This window comes from Vibrio sp. C8, assembly GCF_054051265.1.
This window is the reverse complement of record NZ_JBPAOE010000016.1, coordinates 23,694-41,555: the sequence shown is the minus strand read 5'-3', so window position 1 is coordinate 41,555 and position 17,862 is coordinate 23,694. Positions and strand designations below refer to the sequence as shown.

Annotated in this window: 19 protein-coding genes; 14 read left to right on the top strand and 5 right to left on the bottom strand. The window is 41.5% G+C overall.

Going from position 1 to position 17,862, the window contains the following annotated elements:
* The first annotated feature begins 1 nt into the window (after position 1).
* Genes ACRQQK_RS10560 through ACRQQK_RS10550 form a run of 3 tightly spaced genes read left to right on the top strand, consistent with a single transcriptional unit; the run spans position 2 to position 3,061 of the window.
* A complete protein-coding gene (locus tag ACRQQK_RS10560; RefSeq protein WP_457511338.1) occupies positions 2–1,111 on the top strand; it encodes a glycosyltransferase family 4 protein in 1,110 nt (369 codons plus the stop codon).
* A gap of 18 nt (positions 1,112–1,129) precedes the next feature.
* A complete protein-coding gene (locus ACRQQK_RS10555) occupies positions 1,130–1,534 on the top strand; it encodes a hypothetical protein (RefSeq protein ID WP_457511337.1) in 405 nt (134 codons plus the stop codon).
* 18 nt (positions 1,535–1,552) lie between these two features.
* A complete protein-coding gene (locus tag ACRQQK_RS10550) occupies positions 1,553–3,061 on the top strand; it encodes a DUF4832 domain-containing protein (protein WP_457511336.1) in 1,509 nt (502 codons plus the stop codon).
* Between the two features lie 107 nt (positions 3,062–3,168).
* Here ACRQQK_RS10550 and ACRQQK_RS10545 read toward each other — a convergent pair whose 3' ends face one another.
* Both ACRQQK_RS10545 and ACRQQK_RS10540 read right to left on the bottom strand, forming a co-directional pair.
* The gene (locus ACRQQK_RS10545) at positions 3,169–3,429 is read right to left on the bottom strand and encodes a hypothetical protein (protein ID WP_457511335.1); all 261 of its coding nucleotides are present in this window, start codon (positions 3,427–3,429) and stop codon (positions 3,169–3,171) included.
* A 304-nt stretch (positions 3,430–3,733) separates the two neighbouring features.
* Positions 3,734–4,150 (bottom strand): VOC family protein, encoded by a 417-nt coding sequence (locus ACRQQK_RS10540; protein ID WP_457511334.1) that lies wholly within the window; start codon positions 4,148–4,150, stop codon positions 3,734–3,736.
* 287 nt (positions 4,151–4,437) lie between these two features.
* On the opposite strand from ACRQQK_RS10540, the gene ACRQQK_RS10535 reads away from it, so the two are divergent.
* Positions 4,438–4,968 (top strand): hypothetical protein, encoded by a 531-nt coding sequence (locus ACRQQK_RS10535; protein WP_457511333.1) that lies wholly within the window; start codon positions 4,438–4,440, stop codon positions 4,966–4,968.
* Between the two features lie 279 nt (positions 4,969–5,247).
* On the opposite strand, the gene ACRQQK_RS10530 is transcribed toward ACRQQK_RS10535, so the two are convergent.
* Positions 5,248–5,565 (bottom strand): DUF496 family protein, encoded by a 318-nt coding sequence (locus ACRQQK_RS10530; RefSeq protein WP_042487222.1) that lies wholly within the window; start codon positions 5,563–5,565, stop codon positions 5,248–5,250.
* 188 nt (positions 5,566–5,753) lie between these two features.
* On the opposite strand from ACRQQK_RS10530, the gene ACRQQK_RS10525 reads away from it, so the two are divergent.
* From ACRQQK_RS10525 to luxQ, 6 genes are all read left to right on the top strand, one after another.
* Positions 5,754–5,951 (top strand): hypothetical protein, encoded by a 198-nt coding sequence (locus ACRQQK_RS10525; protein WP_102966905.1) that lies wholly within the window; start codon positions 5,754–5,756, stop codon positions 5,949–5,951.
* 45 nt (positions 5,952–5,996) lie between these two features.
* Positions 5,997–6,647: a YceH family protein gene (locus tag ACRQQK_RS10520; protein WP_457511332.1), complete on the top strand. Its 651-nt coding sequence runs from the start codon at positions 5,997–5,999 to the stop codon at positions 6,645–6,647.
* Positions 6,647–6,946: a GIY-YIG nuclease family protein gene (locus tag ACRQQK_RS10515; RefSeq protein ID WP_457511331.1), complete on the top strand. Its 300-nt coding sequence runs from the start codon at positions 6,647–6,649 to the stop codon at positions 6,944–6,946. The genes ACRQQK_RS10520 and ACRQQK_RS10515 overlap by 1 nt, the downstream gene beginning before the upstream one ends.
* Positions 6,947–7,096: 150 nt before the next feature.
* Positions 7,097–8,248, top strand: a complete 1,152-nt coding sequence (locus tag ACRQQK_RS10510) for a conjugal transfer protein TraF (protein ID WP_457511330.1) — start codon at positions 7,097–7,099, stop codon at positions 8,246–8,248.
* 295 nt (positions 8,249–8,543) lie between these two features.
* Positions 8,544–9,632 (top strand): autoinducer 2-binding periplasmic protein LuxP, encoded by a 1,089-nt coding sequence (locus ACRQQK_RS10505; RefSeq protein ID WP_457511329.1) that lies wholly within the window; start codon positions 8,544–8,546, stop codon positions 9,630–9,632.
* A gap of 14 nt (positions 9,633–9,646) precedes the next feature.
* Positions 9,647–12,199 (top strand): quorum-sensing autoinducer 2 sensor kinase/phosphatase LuxQ, encoded by a 2,553-nt coding sequence (gene luxQ, locus ACRQQK_RS10500; protein WP_457511328.1) that lies wholly within the window; start codon positions 9,647–9,649, stop codon positions 12,197–12,199.
* Between the two features lie 31 nt (positions 12,200–12,230).
* On the opposite strand, the gene ACRQQK_RS10495 is transcribed toward luxQ, so the two are convergent.
* Together ACRQQK_RS10495 and ACRQQK_RS10490 are read right to left on the bottom strand one after the other, a co-directional pair.
* Positions 12,231–12,899 carry a PilZ domain-containing protein gene (locus ACRQQK_RS10495; RefSeq protein ID WP_457511327.1) on the bottom strand — a complete coding sequence of 223 codons (669 nt, stop codon included), beginning with the start codon at positions 12,897–12,899 and terminating at the stop codon, positions 12,231–12,233.
* A 137-nt stretch (positions 12,900–13,036) separates the two neighbouring features.
* The gene (locus ACRQQK_RS10490) at positions 13,037–13,561 is read right to left on the bottom strand and encodes a hypothetical protein (protein WP_457511326.1); all 525 of its coding nucleotides are present in this window, start codon (positions 13,559–13,561) and stop codon (positions 13,037–13,039) included.
* Positions 13,562–13,788: 227 nt separating this feature from the next.
* On the opposite strand from ACRQQK_RS10490, the gene ACRQQK_RS10485 reads away from it, so the two are divergent.
* Genes ACRQQK_RS10485 through modC form a run of 4 tightly spaced genes read left to right on the top strand, consistent with a single transcriptional unit; the run spans position 13,789 to position 17,860 of the window.
* Entirely contained in the window at positions 13,789–15,264 is a 1,476-nt protein-coding gene (locus ACRQQK_RS10485) for a cobyric acid synthase (protein WP_457511325.1), read from the top strand.
* A 1-nt stretch (position 15,265) separates the two neighbouring features.
* Entirely contained in the window at positions 15,266–16,039 is a 774-nt protein-coding gene (modA, locus tag ACRQQK_RS10480; RefSeq protein WP_102963946.1) for a molybdate ABC transporter substrate-binding protein, read from the top strand.
* A gap of 19 nt (positions 16,040–16,058) precedes the next feature.
* On the top strand, positions 16,059–16,751 hold the full coding sequence (modB, locus tag ACRQQK_RS10475) for a molybdate ABC transporter permease subunit (protein WP_457511324.1): 693 nt from the start codon (positions 16,059–16,061) through the stop codon (positions 16,749–16,751).
* The gene (gene modC, locus ACRQQK_RS10470; RefSeq protein ID WP_457511323.1) at positions 16,748–17,860 is read left to right on the top strand and encodes a molybdenum ABC transporter ATP-binding protein ModC; all 1,113 of its coding nucleotides are present in this window, start codon (positions 16,748–16,750) and stop codon (positions 17,858–17,860) included. The genes modB and modC overlap by 4 nt, the downstream gene beginning before the upstream one ends.
* Positions 17,861–17,862: the final 2 nt, after the last annotated feature.

Sequence of the window (17,862 nt, the reverse complement as noted above, 5' to 3'; positions counted from 1 at the left end):
TATGACTATGAAGATCACTGTGCTAGGTACGCGAGGAATTCCGGATGTGCTTGGTGGCGTTGAAACCCATTGTCAGCACTTGTATCCGGAAATAGTGCGACAAACAGGTGCGGAGGTGTGTGTGATTGCGCGATCCCCTTACGTTCCTTATCAGCATTCTGAATACCAAGGTGTAAAAACCAAGGCTATTTGGGCACCAAAGAAGAAATCACTGGAAGCGATTGTCCACTCGACTCTAGCTGCATTCTCGACTTTAACTGATGGTTCGGATGTAGTGCACGTACATGCCATTGGCCCGGGTTTGGTGGTGCCGCTGCTGCGTCTACTCGGTAAGAAAGTCGTGTTTACTCACCATGGCCCTGACTATGATCGTCAGAAGTGGGGAGGTTTCGCTAAGAAAATTCTGCAATTGGGTGAAAGATTCGCTGCAAAGTGGGCAAGCGAAGTGATTGTGATATCCGATGTGATCAATACTATTATCAAAGACAAGTACCAGCGCTTTGATGCCAATTTAATCTATAACGGCGTGCTCAAAGCGCAGCCGCTGGATAATGCCGTTATTGATAAATATTTAGCCAATCATGAGTTGTCCGCTAAAGGTTATCTTGTGGCGGTTGGTCGATTTGTTGAAGAAAAAGGCTTTCATGATCTGATTGATGCTTACGCAAAATCAGGACTATCTCTGCCATTAGTTTTGGTTGGTGATACTGACCACGAAACGGTATATAGCTCAGAATTGAAAGCCAAAGCGCGTAATACGAAGGGTGTGAAATTAACAGGTTTTGTAAAAGGGGATGAACTGAAAGTGCTGTTCTCTCAAGCAAAAGTGTTTGTTATGCCTTCTTATCATGAAGGTCTACCCATTGCACTTTTAGAAGCCATGTCATTCTCACTTCCAGCGATTGTCAGCGATATACCTGCAAATACCGAAGTTGGGTTAAATGAGCAAAGTTATTTTCCGGTTGGTGATGTGAATTCATTGGCAAGTAAACTAGCGAATCTTCCAGAACAGACTGAAGTGGATTATGCCACTTACATGGAAAAGTATGACTGGGAGAAGATAGCCGCTCAAACTGTTGAAGTGTATAAAAAAGCGCTAAGTTCAAAGTAACTAACGGGTATTAAACAAGTGTCGTCTAACAACCGAGCAGACAAAGTTATTAAACAGTTTTATCACTCTTTAGATAGTGACATTGCTGAGACGTTAAATGACGAGCAAAGGCATGCCTTAGAACACGCGGTCAAATCGATGGGGTTGGTCGCAAGGCATTCCATTGATATTAGAGAAACTGTTCCTTGGTTCGGTAAACGTTTCTATTTTGTATTTCTGTGTGGCAGAGATCATCGAAAACAGGTGCGTGAGCGTTCAAAGTTGGTTCACTTTGTTCTTACGTTATTAATCCTAGTAGGAGTGGTATCAATCAGCCTTTTGGCAATGCTGGCTCTGTACTTAATAAAGTCAGCACTTGGTATTGATATTTTTAAGGGATTTTCATTCGGAATTTGGGATTGGTTTAAAGGATTATCATTGTAAATTAACCCCGAGGTTTTTATGAAAATACAGCCTTACAAAGCTGTTGTATTGGCAATGCTGACAATGTTGCCTCTTAGTTCTGGACTAGCAAAAAAGCCAGATAACCGCCCACCAAATAATAAGCACGATCAAGGTTCTGAAACCGAGAGTAATACTGGCGGTGGCGAAAGCGAGTTGGTGGATCTGAACAATCAAACTTTCATTACCGTCTATCCTACAGTGCTTACTGGCCCTGTTACTAACCCGGGGATGGGCGTTGAAACCTTTCACGATAATTGGGGCTCGACATTAAGCTCTAGCGAATATCCGGATGCTGGCATTGATTACTACCGATTCTACTGGAATGAATTAGAGCCAGAAGAAGGTAAGTATGCCTTTGATAAGTTGGATAAAATTCTCAGTGAAAACCGCCATGAAACGCCACCTAAAATGGTAGCGATTCGCTTTATGACAGCGGAAGAACCGGAAAGCGGCAGCAAAGTACCACAATGGCTAATTAACAAAGGCATTAGCGGTTATTGGACTGAAGATCATAAAACCTTCGTCCCAAACCTAGATGACAGCTTGTACCTTTACTACGGTGAAAAACTGCTAAAAGCGTTCGGTAAGCGTTACGATGGCAACTCCAACTTGAGTCATATTGATATTGGTATGGTCGGCTCTTGGGGCGAATGGCATAACAGTAACTTTTCCGGTTTAGAGCCGTTACATCAAAAATACAGCGATGCAGACCTGAACAAGTGGGTTGATCTGCATTTTGAAGCATTCCCTAAAACACCGAAAGTGATGTTAATTAGTGGCGCTAACAGTTTAGCTTACGCGGCTGAAAAAGGAGCTGGATGGCGAGCGGATTGTTGGGGAGACTGGCACCATTTCTCAACCACTTGGAGCCACATGAGAGATGATTACCCATATCGTATTCAGCAAGCTCAATATGACAATCCAAACTTTGATACCAGTTGGCAACGTGGACCTATCAGTCTTGAAACCTGTGGAACTATGCAAGGTTGGGAATCAACTCAAGGCTATAGCCATGAAGAAGTGAAAGCCAGTTTGGATTGGGCAATTGAGCATCACGCGTCGACGTTGAATTTGAAATCAAAGCCGATCCCGACTCAATATCGTGGGCTACTTGATGATGCACTGCTTAAGATTGGCTACCGAATTCGTTTAGAGAAACTCAATCACCAAGTTGAACTCAAAGCTGGTGGTGTGTTGAACGTGAACGCATTGTTTGTCAACGAAGGTGTCGCTCCACCTTATCAACATCGTTATTTGGCTTACAGATTGATTGATGCCAATGGTAATACCGCTTTCTTTGGTAGTTCTAGTTACGATGTTCGTTCATGGTTACCGGGTGAACACGAAACGCACAGTAGCCTTACGCTACCAAGTACGCTTGAAGTAGGGCATTACTATCTTGAGCTTGCTCTGGTTGATAGTCATGGTGATGCGCGCTTAAATTTCGCTAATGTTGGCAAGCAAGATTCTGGTTGGTATCGTTTTTCAGATTTAACGATTTTTTAAGAGTGACAACGTAGCGTTACTCCTTGCGCTATTACATTAACGATATGAAAAAGCCCAAGTGATACACTTGGGCTTTCCTTTTTAATCAGTTTTTAAGCAATCATGACTTAAGCTGGGTTTTGAACAGCTTCTGTTTCAACGGCTTTCTTTTCTTGGTACATCTTCACTAGGAAGTATACGTTCACAACAGCGATGAAAGTGTTTGTTGCTACAACTGGCAGCGCATCGATCATAAGACCGTAAGCTGAGAATAGCGTACAACCGATAAAGTTCAGAATACGAAGCTTTACGATGTCTTTCATAGTTAGAGAAATAGCAACCATGATTGACGCTGCGTAACCCATGATTTCAATTGTTTGCATATCCATAATATAGACCCTCTTTATTTGCCGGACTTGGTATCGCCGGTACCAATCTTCTCGTCGTGAGATAAATGAGGGAGCTCCATGCCTCGAATGGTCTAAGTTGATTAACTGGCGCTAATATACCAATAGTCAAAGTGTGATGAAAGCCTCAATATTTAGGAAATAGAAGGTTAGCGATTACGCAAACGTTTTACGTAGCAATCTACTGAAATTAATTTGGTGAGCGAGTGAATAATTCTTCCTCGCGACTAAACAACTAATGTTTTCGACTTATCAAATCAAAACCTTTTTAGACAGAAAATAGAGTTTATCGCTTGGCAATAGGGTGGTCAGAATTGAGTTGCAAGAGATCCCACAAATTCCCATAGAGATCTTCAAACACAGCAACAGTACCGTAGTCTTGTTGTTGAGGAGCTCGGATGAACTTGATACCAATTGACTTCATATATTCGTAATCTCGCCAAAAATCATCAGTATTTAAAAAGAGAAACACTCGCCCACCAGCCTGATTGCCGATAAAGTCATGTTGTTCAGGCTTTGAAGCTCTCGCCAACAACAAGCTAACGCCATGAGAATTTGGTGGAGCAACCACCACCCACCGCTTATCCTGTTCAGGCTGGTAGGTATCATCAATAAGCTCAAACTTAAGTTTGTTCACATAGAAATCAATCGCTTCGTCATAATCTCTGATGACTAATGCAATATGTACAATGTTTTGTTTCATGGTTAAGGGTCTCAATTAATAGGTGTTTAAATCAGTTAGTTGATGGCTTTAAACTAAACGAAATTGTGATTCTATGCTCAGTCTAAGTCGAACGACTCTTGAATGGTATGTCGTTAGTTTAAGGTATATTTACATCCATCAATAAAAGCCAAATTAGGCTAACAACACATAGCGATAGGTTTTGTATCTATATTATTGATTTAGCTCAATTATGTATCGGTATTCACTTTACAGATTTTATCATTGGTTTCTTAATGGCTCCTTCAATATAAAAAAGGAAAATCCCTATGAAACGCAAGTGGTTAATGTCTATTCCTGTACTTATGGCAACCTTACTTTTAAGTGGTTGTGGCAGCACTTCAAAAGGTAAAGAAGTAACGGCCCAGTTCCACATCGATAAAATTAACGTTCAGGTTACTCAGTTTCATGAACCTGCCATTGAGTATCACAGTAAAGAAGAGCTATCTAAAATGGTGGAGAGTCTAGTACTTACCAAACTAGCTGATAAAGGTATGCTTTCAGATGCTCCGGGAATGGATACGATTACGATAAACATCGACTACAACAGACGATTTGTAGGTGACGCAACACCAATTCCATCTGACTCACTTGGATATCCAGAATTTAACTTTAACGTGCAACGTGCAGGTGATGAGCCAACTAAACCACTCATTAATCGCAGTAACCTAGTTTACAAAGGTAGTTTCGCACAGAATCTTCAGGTGATAGCGGGAGCTTTAAGAGACAAATCTGTTGAGAATGATTTCGTTGAGGCGATTGCTAATACTGTTGTTAATGACATCGAAGAACTCAACTAAATCCAATAGAGCGTCATATATAGGTTTCATTCAGCTCTGAAATACAGTTTTGAAAAACAAAGAGCAGGTTATTAAGCCTGCTCTTTCTGTTTATTCGTTTCGTAACCCGAAATCTCCAACATCCAGATTCAAGTCTGTTCATTTCTTACTTTTCGCTCTATCCACTGTTACTGGCTTATCAATGGCAGGTATTGGCTTTAGGGTTTTTGGCGAAGAGAAGCTATTGTTATTGGTAATAAAAAACCCGTCAAAGGACGGGTTTTATCAACTAGTTCAACCTTATTTTTTAGGTTGGTGCGCTTGCTTGTCTTGCTCTGTTAGCTCGCGGATACGACGGCTGATGTCGCGGCGCTCTTTTGAAATTTCTGCGCTTTTGATGATGTGGTCATCAACACGATCTTCGTAGTCTGCTTTCATGTTCTTAACGATAGTCATGATCTCTTCTTGAGTCATTTCTGGTTTGATGTAATCAACCAAGTTTTCAAGCAAGTCTACACGTTTGCGGTTATCACGAACTTTCTTTTCGTTATCAAGAAGTTCACGTTTCAGTTTGTTTTTGCGACGAGCTAAGCTCACGATTTCAAATACGCTGTTCATAGGTCCCTTTTCCTATCTCAATGCAACTAACAGTGATTAAAGCACATCGTTGCAACTCATAACAGACTTAAGATCAAACCTTACAACAACTTGTCCATTTATTCGCCAGTTAGCGCTTGGCTTGATTGTACTTCACTCAATAAGCGCTATATCATGTGCGCAGTTAAACTTTAAGTACCGAAATGATCATGCTGTCCTCTGAAATTGTTGTCTCTAAAGCCGATATCGCACCAGTTGAAGATCAACACAACGTTAAACTCCGTCAAGCCTACCTTCGCGAGCGTAAAGTCATGGAACATATTGATATTGAGTTGAACCGAGCAAAAATCGTTATCATGGACGAGAACGGCAATATATTGAAGTTTGCAATGACTCTCGAACACTAAACTGTTCTTTAGTTGCGGTCATTTCTCCACAGAAGGAAATAAAAAATGAATATAGAATTGAGTCCTTTAGAAGCGCGAGTCATTGGCTGTTTGATTGAAAAGGAAGTCACAACGCCAGATTATTACCCGCTAACCTTAAATAGTTTGACTGCCGCTGTTAACCAAAAAAGCAATCGTGAGCCCGTTTTGTCGCTGAGTGATGCAGAAATTCAAGATGTTGTGTCTGAACTTATCTCTCGACGTTTAGTAAGTGATGAAAGCGGTTTTAATAGCCGTGCGAGTAAGTACCAGCATAGATTTTGTAATACCGAGTTCGGCGACTTAAAGCTGAATGAGCAAGAACTAGGCATTATCTGTTGCCTGTTGCTACGAGGCCCTCAAACTCCGGGTGAACTAAGAACCAGAACCAATCGTTTATGTTCTTTTAACGATGTCAAAGAGACAGAAGCAGTATTAGAGCGTTTAGCAGCACGAGAATCTGGCGCATTAGTGGTGAAATTGCCACGTGAACCGGGTAAACGCGAGTCGCGTTACCAACATCTCTTTTCCGGAGAAGTAGACTTGGAAGCTCTAGCCGTTGAGTCGTCTTCGGTAAGCAATTTTTCAAGCAACAAAATGGAAATGCTTGAAGCTGAAGTCGCTGAACTACGAGAAGAGGTTGCCGAACTCAGAACCATGGTAGAAAAGCTACTTTAATGACAACGTTAAGCAACAAAGATAAATCGTGGTGGGTGTACTTTGTACGCACACCACAAAATTCCCTCTACTGCGGAATTACTACAGATGTTGACCGTCGTTTTGGTCAACACTGCTCAGGTACAGGTGCAAAAGCTTTAAGAGGAAAGATGCCTTTAGAGTTGGTTTGGTCACATCATGTTGGGGACAAGAAAGGCGATGCCCTTCGACTTGAATATCGAATCAAACGTCTGTCTAAGATTCAAAAAGAAAAGCTCATTCTACAGCCATCACTACTCAGCTTGTACGTTCCTAGTTAACTATTTTCCTTACGGGGTATTTAGCTTTTTCCCATCCAAATCTTTATCAATAATATCTGTTTTCTGAGACAACGATCGTACGGTTTCCTGTAAATATTGATTATGTGTATTAATCTTGAAAAGGGACAAATACAAAAGGTTGATATGGACATGAATAATTCAAAGAAAGTACTTTCTATAGCAGTGTGTGGATTAGTCGCAACCTCAGTTAATGCAGCGAATACGGTTGCTGATGCTCGTGGTAACGGCATGGGCAATACTGGTGTGACAACTGCCGACTATCTTCTCGCTCCTTTTTACAACCCAGCATTAGGGGCGATATATCGAGACAGTGATACCTTTGGTATCTTACTGCCCGCAATCGGAGCAACGGCTCGTGACCCCGATGAGTCATTAACAACGATTGACGATTTGCAAGACAGTATTAAAGCCTTTGAAGACTCAGTTACACCGACGCAAGAAAACATCAATCAGATAAACAACTACCTTGATCAACTATCTGACGACAAACCTTTGGGTGTTTCTGCTGGTGCAGGTATGGCTGTAGCTGTACCTCTAGAGGCTGTTTCAGTGAACTTTATCGCTCGCGGATATGCAGAAGTATTGGTCAGGACTGATATTTCTGCATCGACGGGGAATGCGGAAGCTGATGCCAGAAACCGTTACGAAAATTCAAGTGTGGATTTATTGGCTTTTGGATACACAGAGTACGGTCTGTCGTTTGCGAAAACAGTAGCAATCCAAGGGCAAGGGTTTGCGTTTGGTGTTACTCCTAAGTTCCAACAACTGCGCACATATAAACAAGTTGTCACGGTAGAAAACTTTGATTTGGATGATTATGACAAGAGCGAAGTGAAAGACAATGCGTTCAACTTAGACTTGGGGGCAGTATGGATGCTCGACAACTATCGGGCGGGTGTTGCTGTTAAAGATCTCTTTTCACAAGAGCTTAAAACCTATGATGGTGTTAACACCTACAAGTTGGATACTCAGGTCACTGTTTCAGGTGGATACGTAACTGAGTTGTTTACTGCCTCTGTGGATATTGATTTAACCAAGCAAGAAAGATTCTCAGGGTATAAAGACAATACTCAGTATGTTCGGTTTGGTGTTGAAGGTAATGCATGGGGATGGGCTCAGTTGAGAGCGGGCTATGAGATTGATATTGAAGATACATTGGATGATGCAGTTACCCTCGGTATTGGGATTAGCCCTGGAGATCTAGTCAGCTTTGACTTGGCTGGTAATTACGCGGGAGATGGGCAGTTTGGGGTATCAACCAATTTAGCTTTCACTTTCTAACCCCTAAAGCTGAACAATACTTAATCGAACGCAGGCACCTATCGGAAATTTTAGGTGCCTATACTATCAATTCGGCAATATATGCATAATAATCCTTGTATACTCGCTAAGCTTATAGCTGCTATGTTATTGAAAATATTCATTTGAATAGCTGCTGTTTCAAGTTGCATCCTTTCAACTTCTTAGCATTCAGTGTAGGTATTTTCTATCTGTGTAATGCACTGATACTAAGGCAAACTTAAGGGCTTACTGGGTGAATAATCAATTAACAGCCTACAAAATGAATACGAATAGAATGAAAAGAGCTTTATTGCTTTCACTTATTTTTAGTGCCACACCTACATTGTCGGCTCAAGTTCTAGATGGTTATTGGCACTATAAAGAGTTTTTAACTATCAACCCAACTGAGAAAGAGCGGACTCTTTTGCTTGCGGAAACTGTGCGCAACAAACCTGTTCCAATTTCAGTTACTCAAGACAAACCCGTCACGATTTCGGTTGTTTATCCCGGCCAACAGATTTCTGACTATTGGGTTCGCAATATCAAAGCATTTGAGAAACGAATGGAAGAGTTGGGTATTAAATATCAACTAAACCAAGTGTTTACTAGGCCAAACGTGGATATGAGGCAACAAAGTTTGTCTCTGATGGAAGCGATAAAGAATAACACTGGCTACTTAATTTTTACTCTAGACACAACACGCCACAGAAAATTTATTGAACACGTGTTGAATTCCTCAGATACCAAACTCATTCTGCAAAACATCACTACACCAGTACAAGGCTGGGAAGAACGACAGCCTATGATGTATGTCGGTTTCGACCATGAATTAGGTGCAAACCAAATTGCAGATTATTACAAGCAATCTATACCGGATGGTAGTAAGTATTCTGTGCTGTATTTTTCTGAGGGCTATATCAGTGACGCTCGCGGTAGTAGCTTCATTCAAATGATGGAAGAAAACAACAGCTACAAACTTTCTTCCTCTTTTTACACCAAAACGACTGAGCAGAGTGGTTACGATTCGACATTAAAGATCATAGAAAAGGATCCTGATATCAAGTTCATCTACGCCTGTTCAACCGACGTCGCATTGGGTGCGGCGAAAGCGTTGAAGGAATTAAATCGTCAGGATATAAAAATCAATGGATGGGGAGGCGGTTCTGCTGAGCTGGACGCTATCGTGAAAGGTGATTTGGATGTTACTGTGATGCGAATGAACGATGATACCGGTATTGCAATGGCGGAAGCCATTAAATGGGACATCGAAAACAAAACCGTACCACTTGTGTATTCAGGTGATCTAGCAGTTGTCACTAAAGACGACTCTAAAGAAACAATAGATAAACTCAAACAACGCGCTTTCCGATATTCAGATAATTAGTAGGCAGATAAGCAGTGGTGAAAAGTATCAAACCGATTAAGCAGAAGAAAAATATTGCATCTTTTATAAGCCATGCAATTGTTGTTGCGCTTGGTACTTTAATCATCATGGTGTTGTTCCAGAGTTATCAAATCAGTAGTCGTTTAATTGCTCAAGAAGTGATGAGAACGTCAAAACAGACGTCGAGCTTAATTCAAAGTTTGTTTGATTTTCGTCTCGCTACACTTCAGATACATCAAGACAGTAGTGCAAAGAACGCAACACTGGTTCAGGCTATCCACAGTGGTAAAGAAGAAGAGTTGGATCAGTACTTTCTTACTGTTGACCAACTTGAGCTTTCTAATACACCTGACATTCATTTTATCACCAATCAGAAAGAAATGCTTTGGGATGATGGCAACTCCCAGTTCTATGGTATTGAAACCAAAGAGCTTGGGAAAATAGTCCGTAGAGTGTCAATAAGCAGCAACTGGCATCTTATTAAGAGCCCTTCGTTACTTGGCCCTACTTACCTTTTGGTAAGAAGGTCTTCAATAGTCGACCCTGCAACGGGTGAAGTGCTTGGGTTTCTCTATGTATCTATTGTCCTCAACGATAACTACGCATTAATTGAAACGATTAAAGATAACAGCAACGCGCAAAATCTGGTGCTTGCAGTTGATGAAAATATTTTGTCTTCGACTCTGAACGGCAATGATCTTTACAATGAACAAGATATTATCCGAAGCGTTACCGGTGAAGCACTGGATGAAAAAAATATCGTCAGCAAAACCATGTTGGAACTCGAAGGAGTGCCTACCTATCTGGCGGTATTTTCAGTACAAAGTAACCAAAATGCATTGAAATTAAGAGACAGCTATTATTTTTGGATTGTGTTTGCGTTGATCGCTTTGTTGGGTGTAACCATTGTTACTCGTTGGTGGTTACATAAACGTATTAAACACGAAATCGACCAGTTGATGTCTTATACCCACAAAGTGGCTGTGCAGGGCAAAGAGTACTTCTTTCCGGGGTCCGCGATTTATGAGTTTGATCATTTTGGACGCACGCTTGAGAACACTTTCCAACGTTTAGCCGAACAAGAAAAGCAGTTCGAAGATCTTTTTAATTTCTCACTCTCGCCAATTATTCTTTGGTCTACGGAAGGGTACATTATTCGTATGAATCCAGCGGCTCAGAAGGAGTTTATTGGTGAGAAGGGTGAAAGTAAGAGGTCGTTCAGGGCACTAGAAAAACAACTTTTACCAGACATCCAATCCGCAGCAACTGGCGAACTTTCGAAAGAGGTGATGACGGAAATCGATAAGAAAGTGTTCCGCTGGAGTATCTCGCCGATAGTTATCGAAAATAAAATTGAGTCGATTATCACTCAGGGGCAAGACGTAACTAGTTTCGCGGAAGCAGAAAAACAAAGTCGTTTAGCGCGAAAAGAAGCGGAAGAATCGGCCAGAGTTCGAGCAGACTTTTTAGCCAAGATGAGCCATGAGTTACGAACACCATTAAACGGAATCTTAGGGGTATCACAATTATTAAAACGCTCCGTATCAATTCCTGAGCAAATTGAACAGCTCAATGTACTGTGCAGCAGTGGAGAACATTTACTTGCAGTACTTAACGATATTCTCGATTTTTCTAAGATTGAGCAGGGGCAGTTCCGTATTGCATCTTCAGACTTCCCGTTAATTAACGTTGTTTCTGCCATAGAACAAATTTACAAACCAATGTGCCAAGAGAAGAACTTAGCGTTTGAAATTGAAACTGACATTAACGAAGGCGTAGTCGTTAACAGCAATCAGGTGCGTTTAAATCAGATCTTATACAACATTATTAATAACGCTCTCAAGTTTACGAATGAAGGTTCGATTTATGTTCGTATTTCTATGCAATATGGCGACACCGACCAGTTATACGTCACTGTGAGGGATACTGGTATTGGTATTAAAGAATCTGATCTAAAAATCATTTTTGAGCCATTTATGCAAGCAGAACCGACAACAACTCGAGAGTATGGCGGTAGTGGATTAGGACTAGCTATTGTACACAGCCTTGTTGAAATGCTTGGTGGGTCTATTCAAGTGAAATCTGAATTTGGTAACGGAACTGAGTTTGCAGTTATATTGCCAATGGAAGTCGTTTCTCGGAAAAGCATTTCGGACGAGAAACAAGAAGAAACCAAACGCTATGCCTTATTTGATAAATCTTTGAAAGTATTATTGGTTGAGGACAATCATACCAACGCGTTTATTGCTCGAGCATTCTGTGAAAAATATGGGATGGATGTGGATTGGGTCAAAGATGGCTTGCAAGCAATAGAGAAAGCGAAAACACAGCAATACGACATCATTTTTATGGATAATCAATTGCCTTTCCTTGACGGTGTTGATGCAACGAAAGTCCTCAAGAAAGAGATGCAACTGAGCACACCTGTCTTCGCTTGTACTGCCGATGGTATGGAGTCTACCCAACAGGCATTTATGGCTGCTGGAGCCGAGTATGTGATTGTTAAACCAATCCGAGAAGAGAGCCTGTATCAAGCTTTGCTCCATTACAAGCAAACTAATTGTTAGCGATATAGAGCTGTCCTTTCTAGATATTGCTCTATATCGATCCAGCGTTGAAGGCATGTTCCAGCACTTCTTTTCTCATTTCGTCTGACATATTGATGGTTTCATCGAACTTAATACCTATCAAATGTCCTTTGGACTCTCTACTAATTTTTACAATGTGACAGCCAAGGTTCTCCGGTAGCGAAGTTATCAATTCGCAACGGATATCCACTTTGCTGCCAGTTTGTAATTCGTTTTCTCCAGCCACAAAAATTCCACAGCCAGAAACGGACATATCCGCCATGACGCCTGATACTTCACTGTTTATTGTGTTAATACTAGCAGGCAGTGAGATTGCGTAACGCTCATGTTCACGAATGGTTTTTGTCGCAAAATGTTTTGGTGGACGTAAAAAAAGAAGGTTAAAAGGTCTTCTAATCGATTGATAAGTTGAAGTCTTAAAGGCAACAATATGCCCGTAGTCTTTGTTGCAGATCCCTCGCACCACAGTTTGTACATTGGAAAGCTTACGCATGACCAATAATTCCAAGGCTTTTATTGGAAGATCGAGGATCAAATACTGTTGGGTCTTATGTCCGACGAGTGTTGTGGTGAAATCGTAATTGTCGTTTGGGCCGAATTGAAAACTGACGGACAGTTTCATGCCATTCTGAAGGTATTTTTCGAGTTCAGAGATGTTATTGGAACTTGATGTCGACATATCTATTTTAACCCTGCCGTGTCGTTTTTATTATTGAGTACGGTATAAGGTTGAGTATATTACAAAACTCTTCGAATTTTAGTCGAATCTAAATTAAATATGACGACATCATTTTGAGAAGGCGATCTAGCGCTCAACTAGTAATTGAAGCGCACACCCATCGCGATTTGAGGTCCCCAGATCCCTGCATTTCTTGCTTCAGCACTCAAAGATAACTGGTCTGTTGAATGGAAACGGGCGCCACCAATAAACACACCTTTTTCATCAGCACGACCAATCTTAGCGTGAACTTCTAGTTGGTTAGTCAACCATACGCGGCCACCAACATTCAATTCGTAGATGAACTCTGAATCATCACCTTCTTCTTGGGTGTAATTGACATGATGCAGCAACATTTGTCCGTATACATCCATGAACTGGTTAATAGGGCCATTGAAACCTATACCGCCAGCCATATCCCAATCCTTATCAAAGCGAGTGTCTGCGCGAAGAATAAAGTGAGAGTTGTCTGTAAAATTGGTACTAAACTCACCGCCAAACGACTCAGGGCTAATAGCAGTTCTAACTTCAAGAAAATTGTAGCTAAAGTTGTTCGCCATAGCGGTGTTTGGTGCTGCGAAAGCAAAACCAATTAAGCTTAATAGACCTGCCTTTTTTAACATAAGTGTATTCGTCCTGAGTGAATTGAAAAATAAAGATACATTATTTATAAGCAAATTACAGGCCATTGTATATTAACTAATATAAGGTGATTCAAAAATTTGATGAATGTAAGGTTTGTTTGCTTTTTATCTGCTCTATTTTTTCATCATTCGTGTTGATATTCAGGACATTAGTTCAAATTTGGGTATAGTATGTTTAAAAAATTAGTACAAGAAATACGATCAAAATGAAGACTCAAGCTTTAATGGTACAAGGTACCACTTCAGATGCTGGCAAAAGTGTTTTAGTGGCAGGTATATGCCGAGTGTTGGCAAGACGAGGCTGCAAAGTCGCGCCATTTAAGCCGCAAAATATGGCCTTGAACAGCGCAGTGACAGCAGATGGTGGTGAAATCGGCCGAGCACAAGCTGTTCAGGCTCTCGCTTGTGGCATTGAAGCTTCAGTACACATGAATCCTGTCTTACTTAAACCTAATTCGGATACGGGTGCGCAAGTTATTTTGCAAGGTAGGGCACTCTCTAATATGGAAGCGCAAAGCTATCACGACTATAAAAAGGTTGCGATGGAGACGGTTCTAGATTCATTTGGCCAACTTCAACAACAGTATGAGTATATTGTGATAGAAGGTGCAGGCAGCCCAGCAGAAGTGAATCTAAGAGAGAACGATATTGCCAACATGGGTTTTGCCGAGGCGGCAGATGTACCCGTGATTATAATTGCCGATATTGATAGAGGCGGTGTTTTTGCCCATCTTTACGGAACGTTAGCTCTATTATCTGAGTCCGAGCAAGCCAGAGTTAAAGGTTTTGTTATTAACCGTTTTAGAGGCGATATTGCTCTTTTACAGTCAGGGCTGGATTGGCTAGAAGAAAAAACAGGCAAGCCTGTACTTGGCGTACTTCCTTATTTGCACGGTTTTGATTTAGAAGCGGAAGACGCTATTACTGCTAATCAAGTTAAGTCTGAGCAAACCAAACTTAAAGTCGTTGTTCCGGTTTTTACCCGTATTAGCAACCATACCGATTTTGATGCGTTGCGGTTAAATCCTGATATTGACCTGCGCTATGTTGGCAAAGGAGAGAAACTTCAACATGCTGACCTGATCATTTTGCCTGGTAGCAAATCAACACGCGCTGATATGGAATATTTGCGCTCACAAGGTTGGGATAAAGACATACAGCGTCATGTTCGTCTTGGCGGTAAGGTTATGGGAATATGTGGTGGTTATCAGATGCTTGGTCACTGGATACATGATCCAGAGGGTGTAGAAGGCAAAGCGGGCAGCTCAAAAGGTCTTGGTTTGTTGGATATGGAAACCACGTTAACGTCGCAAAAACAGCTAACGAATGTCAAAGGTACGCTCCATCTCAACAACGAAAGTGCTCTTGTTTCTGGTTATGAAATTCATGTTGGGGTATCTGAGTCCGCCAAGGATGCGCAATCAACCTCTCTAATCAACCTTGATAATGGCAGTAAAGATGGGCTAGTGAGCCCTTGTGGTCAGATCCTTGGTACTTATCTGCATGGTGTGTTTGATGAGTTTGAGACAGCGAGTCTAATTTGTCGTTGGGCTGGAGCAGAAGAACTACAAGCATATGATCATGTGGCGACTAAAGAGTTGGCAATCAATAGAATTGCCGACGCAATAGAAGAGCATATGAATTGGGGTTCCTTATGGGACGACTCACTCAAGGTTAAATAAGATGAAGCAGATCATATTATGCCTAGGATTACTCCTTTCTAGTCATTCAGTTTTAGCCAAAGAAACCGTTACAATCTATGCCGCATCTTCAATGACCAACGCGGTCGGTGATCTAGTTGAAGCATACAATCAACAACATGACAGTCATGTCGTAACGGTATTCGGTGGTTCTTCCTCATTAGCTCGTCAGATCGAAAGCGGGGCTCCTGCGGATATTTTCCTTTCGGCGAATGAAAAATGGGTAAGTTACCTCGTTGATAAGAAACTGGCAGAAGTCGATAAGGTATCACTGATTGCCGGTAACCAATTAGTGTTGATTAAGCCTGCGAGTTCACCGATTCAGTCTTTCAAATTGGATCAAAAAGAAGAGTGGAATAGAGTGCTTGATGGCTCTCGAATCGCAGTAGGGAATACAGATTCTGTACCTGTTGGCATTTACGCCAAAGAGGCTCTCACTCACTTAGGTGTCTGGAGTGATGTTAAATCCAAATTGGCTCAGACCAATAACGTTCGTAGCGCGTTAGCATTGGTTGAGCGTGGAGAATCGGCATTAGGCATCGTCTATAAAACAGATGCTTTACTTACTGACAAAGTAGAAGTTGTAAAGTCATTTGAGCCGACGTTACACGGTGCAATTCACTATCCACTGGTGCAACTTAACGACAAGTTAAGCAGTAAAGAACTGGCAGATTTTATACACTCTGATGAAGCCAAAACCATATTAAATAGATACGGATTCCGTACAGACATGGGAAACGAGAAATTTGCTCAGTGACTATTTACTTAGTGAATATATGCTCAGTGATTATGAGTTAACCGCACTGCTATTAAGTATAAAAGTAGCCGCATACGCTGTTGTGTGGCTGCTGCCTGTTGGGGTAATACTTGGCTGGGTACTCGCACGTAAAGAGTTTGTCGGTAAGAGCGTGTTGGATAGCCTTATCCATTTGCCTTTAGTGCTTCCACCTGTGGTAATCGGCTATTTGTTGTTGATTTCGATGGGTAGGAGAGGCGTTATTGGCAGTTGGCTCTATGACTGGTTTGGCGTTTCTTTCAGCTTTAGTTGGCGTGGCGCAGTTTTGGCTTGTGTGGTTGTGTCACTTCCTTTGATGGTGCGAGCGATTCGTTTAAGCGTAGAAAGTATTGATATTAAACTTGAACAAGCTGCAAAGACACTTGGCGCTTCACCGATAAAAGTTTTCTTTACCATTACGCTACCTTTAACACTGCCAGGTGTTATCACTGGAGTCATGCTTGCCTTTGCAAGAAGTTTAGGAGAGTTTGGCGCCACAATCAGTTTTGTTTCAAATATCCCCGCAGAGACTCAAACCATTCCGTTGGCTATGTTTACCTTCCTTGAAACACCGGGAGAAGAGATGGCAGCTGCACGCCTATGTATTATTTCAATCGTCATCGCGCTGTTATCACTTTTGATTTCTGAATGGGTAAGTCGACGAGTTAGACGCCGTTTAGGAGTGAGCCAATGAGCCAAGGCGTTAAGGTTGCTTTCCGAAAGCATCTAGAAAACGTTGATATGGACGTGGATTTCATTGCACCAAGCCACGGTATCACCGCAATTTTCGGACGTTCTGGTGCCGGAAAAACCTCGATAGTGAATGCCGTAAGTGGTTTGTTAAATCCCGATTCAGGTAAGATAGTCGTTAATGGACGAACCGTATTTGATAGTACACAGGGCACAAATATTGCGGTTGAAAAACGCAATCTCGGTTATGTGTTTCAAGAACCAAGGCTTTTTCCTCATTACACGGTTCAGGGGAATTTAAATTATGGCGCCAGAGAAAAAGACGGTGAGTATTTCAATTCCATCGTTGAGTTGTTAGCTCTAAAGCCTTTGCTGTCTCGTTATCCCAAAGGGCTTTCTGGTGGTGAAAAACAGCGCGTTGCGATAGGCAGAGCATTGCTGTCGAAACCAGATTTATTACTAATGGATGAACCATTAGCCTCATTAGATTTGCCTCGTAAACGAGAAGTTATGCCTTTCTTAGAAACGCTATCGAAGAAGGTGAAAATTCCTATTTTCTATGTGTCGCACAGCTTAAGCGAAATTCTAAGACTCGCGGATCACCTCATCGTGATTGATCAAGGCAAGGTTGTATCTGATGGCAAAATAGAAGACGTTTGGTCGTCAAAAGTGATGCGCCCTTGGCAATCTTTTAGTGAGCAAAGCACCTTATTTTCCGCGACAGTTAACCAGCACAATCTGGAATATGGTTTGACTCAATTACAATTTGTGGAAGGTTTAACATTTTGGGTTCAACAGGTTGACGCCAAACTAGGATCTACTGTTCGTCTGCAAATTAGAGCAAATGACGTTTCAATTGCTCTGGATAAAAATGAAAAATCGTCCATTCGAAATATCTTACCTGCTCGTATCGCTGGCATTGAATATCAGCATTACGGTGATAACAAGAAGAGTGTTTCAATAAAACTGGACTTGAATCAGGGGTTCTATCTATGGGCAACAATCACTAAGTGGGCGTTGGACGATCTAAAGTTAGAGGAAGGCATGCAGGTTTTCGCACAGATCAAAGGTGTTAGTGTTTCACAAAGAGATATTGCGATATCGAATCTTTAAAG

What these genes read in the sequence shown, in the direction of transcription:
- ACRQQK_RS10560 (WP_457511338.1), top strand. Translation starts at nt 2, where the DNA reads ATGACTATGAAGATCACTGTGCTAGGTACGCGAGGAATTCCGGATGTG.
- ACRQQK_RS10550 (WP_457511336.1), top strand. Translation starts at nt 1,553, where the DNA reads ATGAAAATACAGCCTTACAAAGCTGTTGTATTGGCAATGCTGACAATG.
- ACRQQK_RS10545 (WP_457511335.1), bottom strand. Translation starts at nt 3,429, where the DNA reads ATGGATATGCAAACAATTGAAATCATGGGTTACGCAGCGTCAATCATG.
- ACRQQK_RS10540 (WP_457511334.1), bottom strand. Translation starts at nt 4,150, where the DNA reads ATGAAACAAAACATTGTACATATTGCATTAGTCATCAGAGATTATGAC.
- ACRQQK_RS10535 (WP_457511333.1), top strand. Translation starts at nt 4,438, where the DNA reads ATGAAACGCAAGTGGTTAATGTCTATTCCTGTACTTATGGCAACCTTA.
- ACRQQK_RS10530 (WP_042487222.1), bottom strand. Translation starts at nt 5,565, where the DNA reads ATGAACAGCGTATTTGAAATCGTGAGCTTAGCTCGTCGCAAAAACAAA.
- ACRQQK_RS10525 (WP_102966905.1), top strand. Translation starts at nt 5,754, where the DNA reads ATGCTGTCCTCTGAAATTGTTGTCTCTAAAGCCGATATCGCACCAGTT.
- ACRQQK_RS10520 (WP_457511332.1), top strand. Translation starts at nt 5,997, where the DNA reads ATGAATATAGAATTGAGTCCTTTAGAAGCGCGAGTCATTGGCTGTTTG.
- ACRQQK_RS10515 (WP_457511331.1), top strand. Translation starts at nt 6,647, where the DNA reads ATGACAACGTTAAGCAACAAAGATAAATCGTGGTGGGTGTACTTTGTA.
- ACRQQK_RS10510 (WP_457511330.1), top strand. Translation starts at nt 7,097, where the DNA reads ATGAATAATTCAAAGAAAGTACTTTCTATAGCAGTGTGTGGATTAGTC.
- ACRQQK_RS10505 (WP_457511329.1), top strand. Translation starts at nt 8,544, where the DNA reads ATGAAAAGAGCTTTATTGCTTTCACTTATTTTTAGTGCCACACCTACA.
- ACRQQK_RS10495 (WP_457511327.1), bottom strand. Translation starts at nt 12,899, where the DNA reads ATGTCGACATCAAGTTCCAATAACATCTCTGAACTCGAAAAATACCTT.
- ACRQQK_RS10490 (WP_457511326.1), bottom strand. Translation starts at nt 13,561, where the DNA reads ATGTTAAAAAAGGCAGGTCTATTAAGCTTAATTGGTTTTGCTTTCGCA.
- ACRQQK_RS10485 (WP_457511325.1), top strand. Translation starts at nt 13,789, where the DNA reads ATGAAGACTCAAGCTTTAATGGTACAAGGTACCACTTCAGATGCTGGC.
- modA (WP_102963946.1), top strand. Translation starts at nt 15,266, where the DNA reads ATGAAGCAGATCATATTATGCCTAGGATTACTCCTTTCTAGTCATTCA.
- modB (WP_457511324.1), top strand. Translation starts at nt 16,059, where the DNA reads ATGCTCAGTGATTATGAGTTAACCGCACTGCTATTAAGTATAAAAGTA.
- modC (WP_457511323.1), top strand. Translation starts at nt 16,748, where the DNA reads ATGAGCCAAGGCGTTAAGGTTGCTTTCCGAAAGCATCTAGAAAACGTT.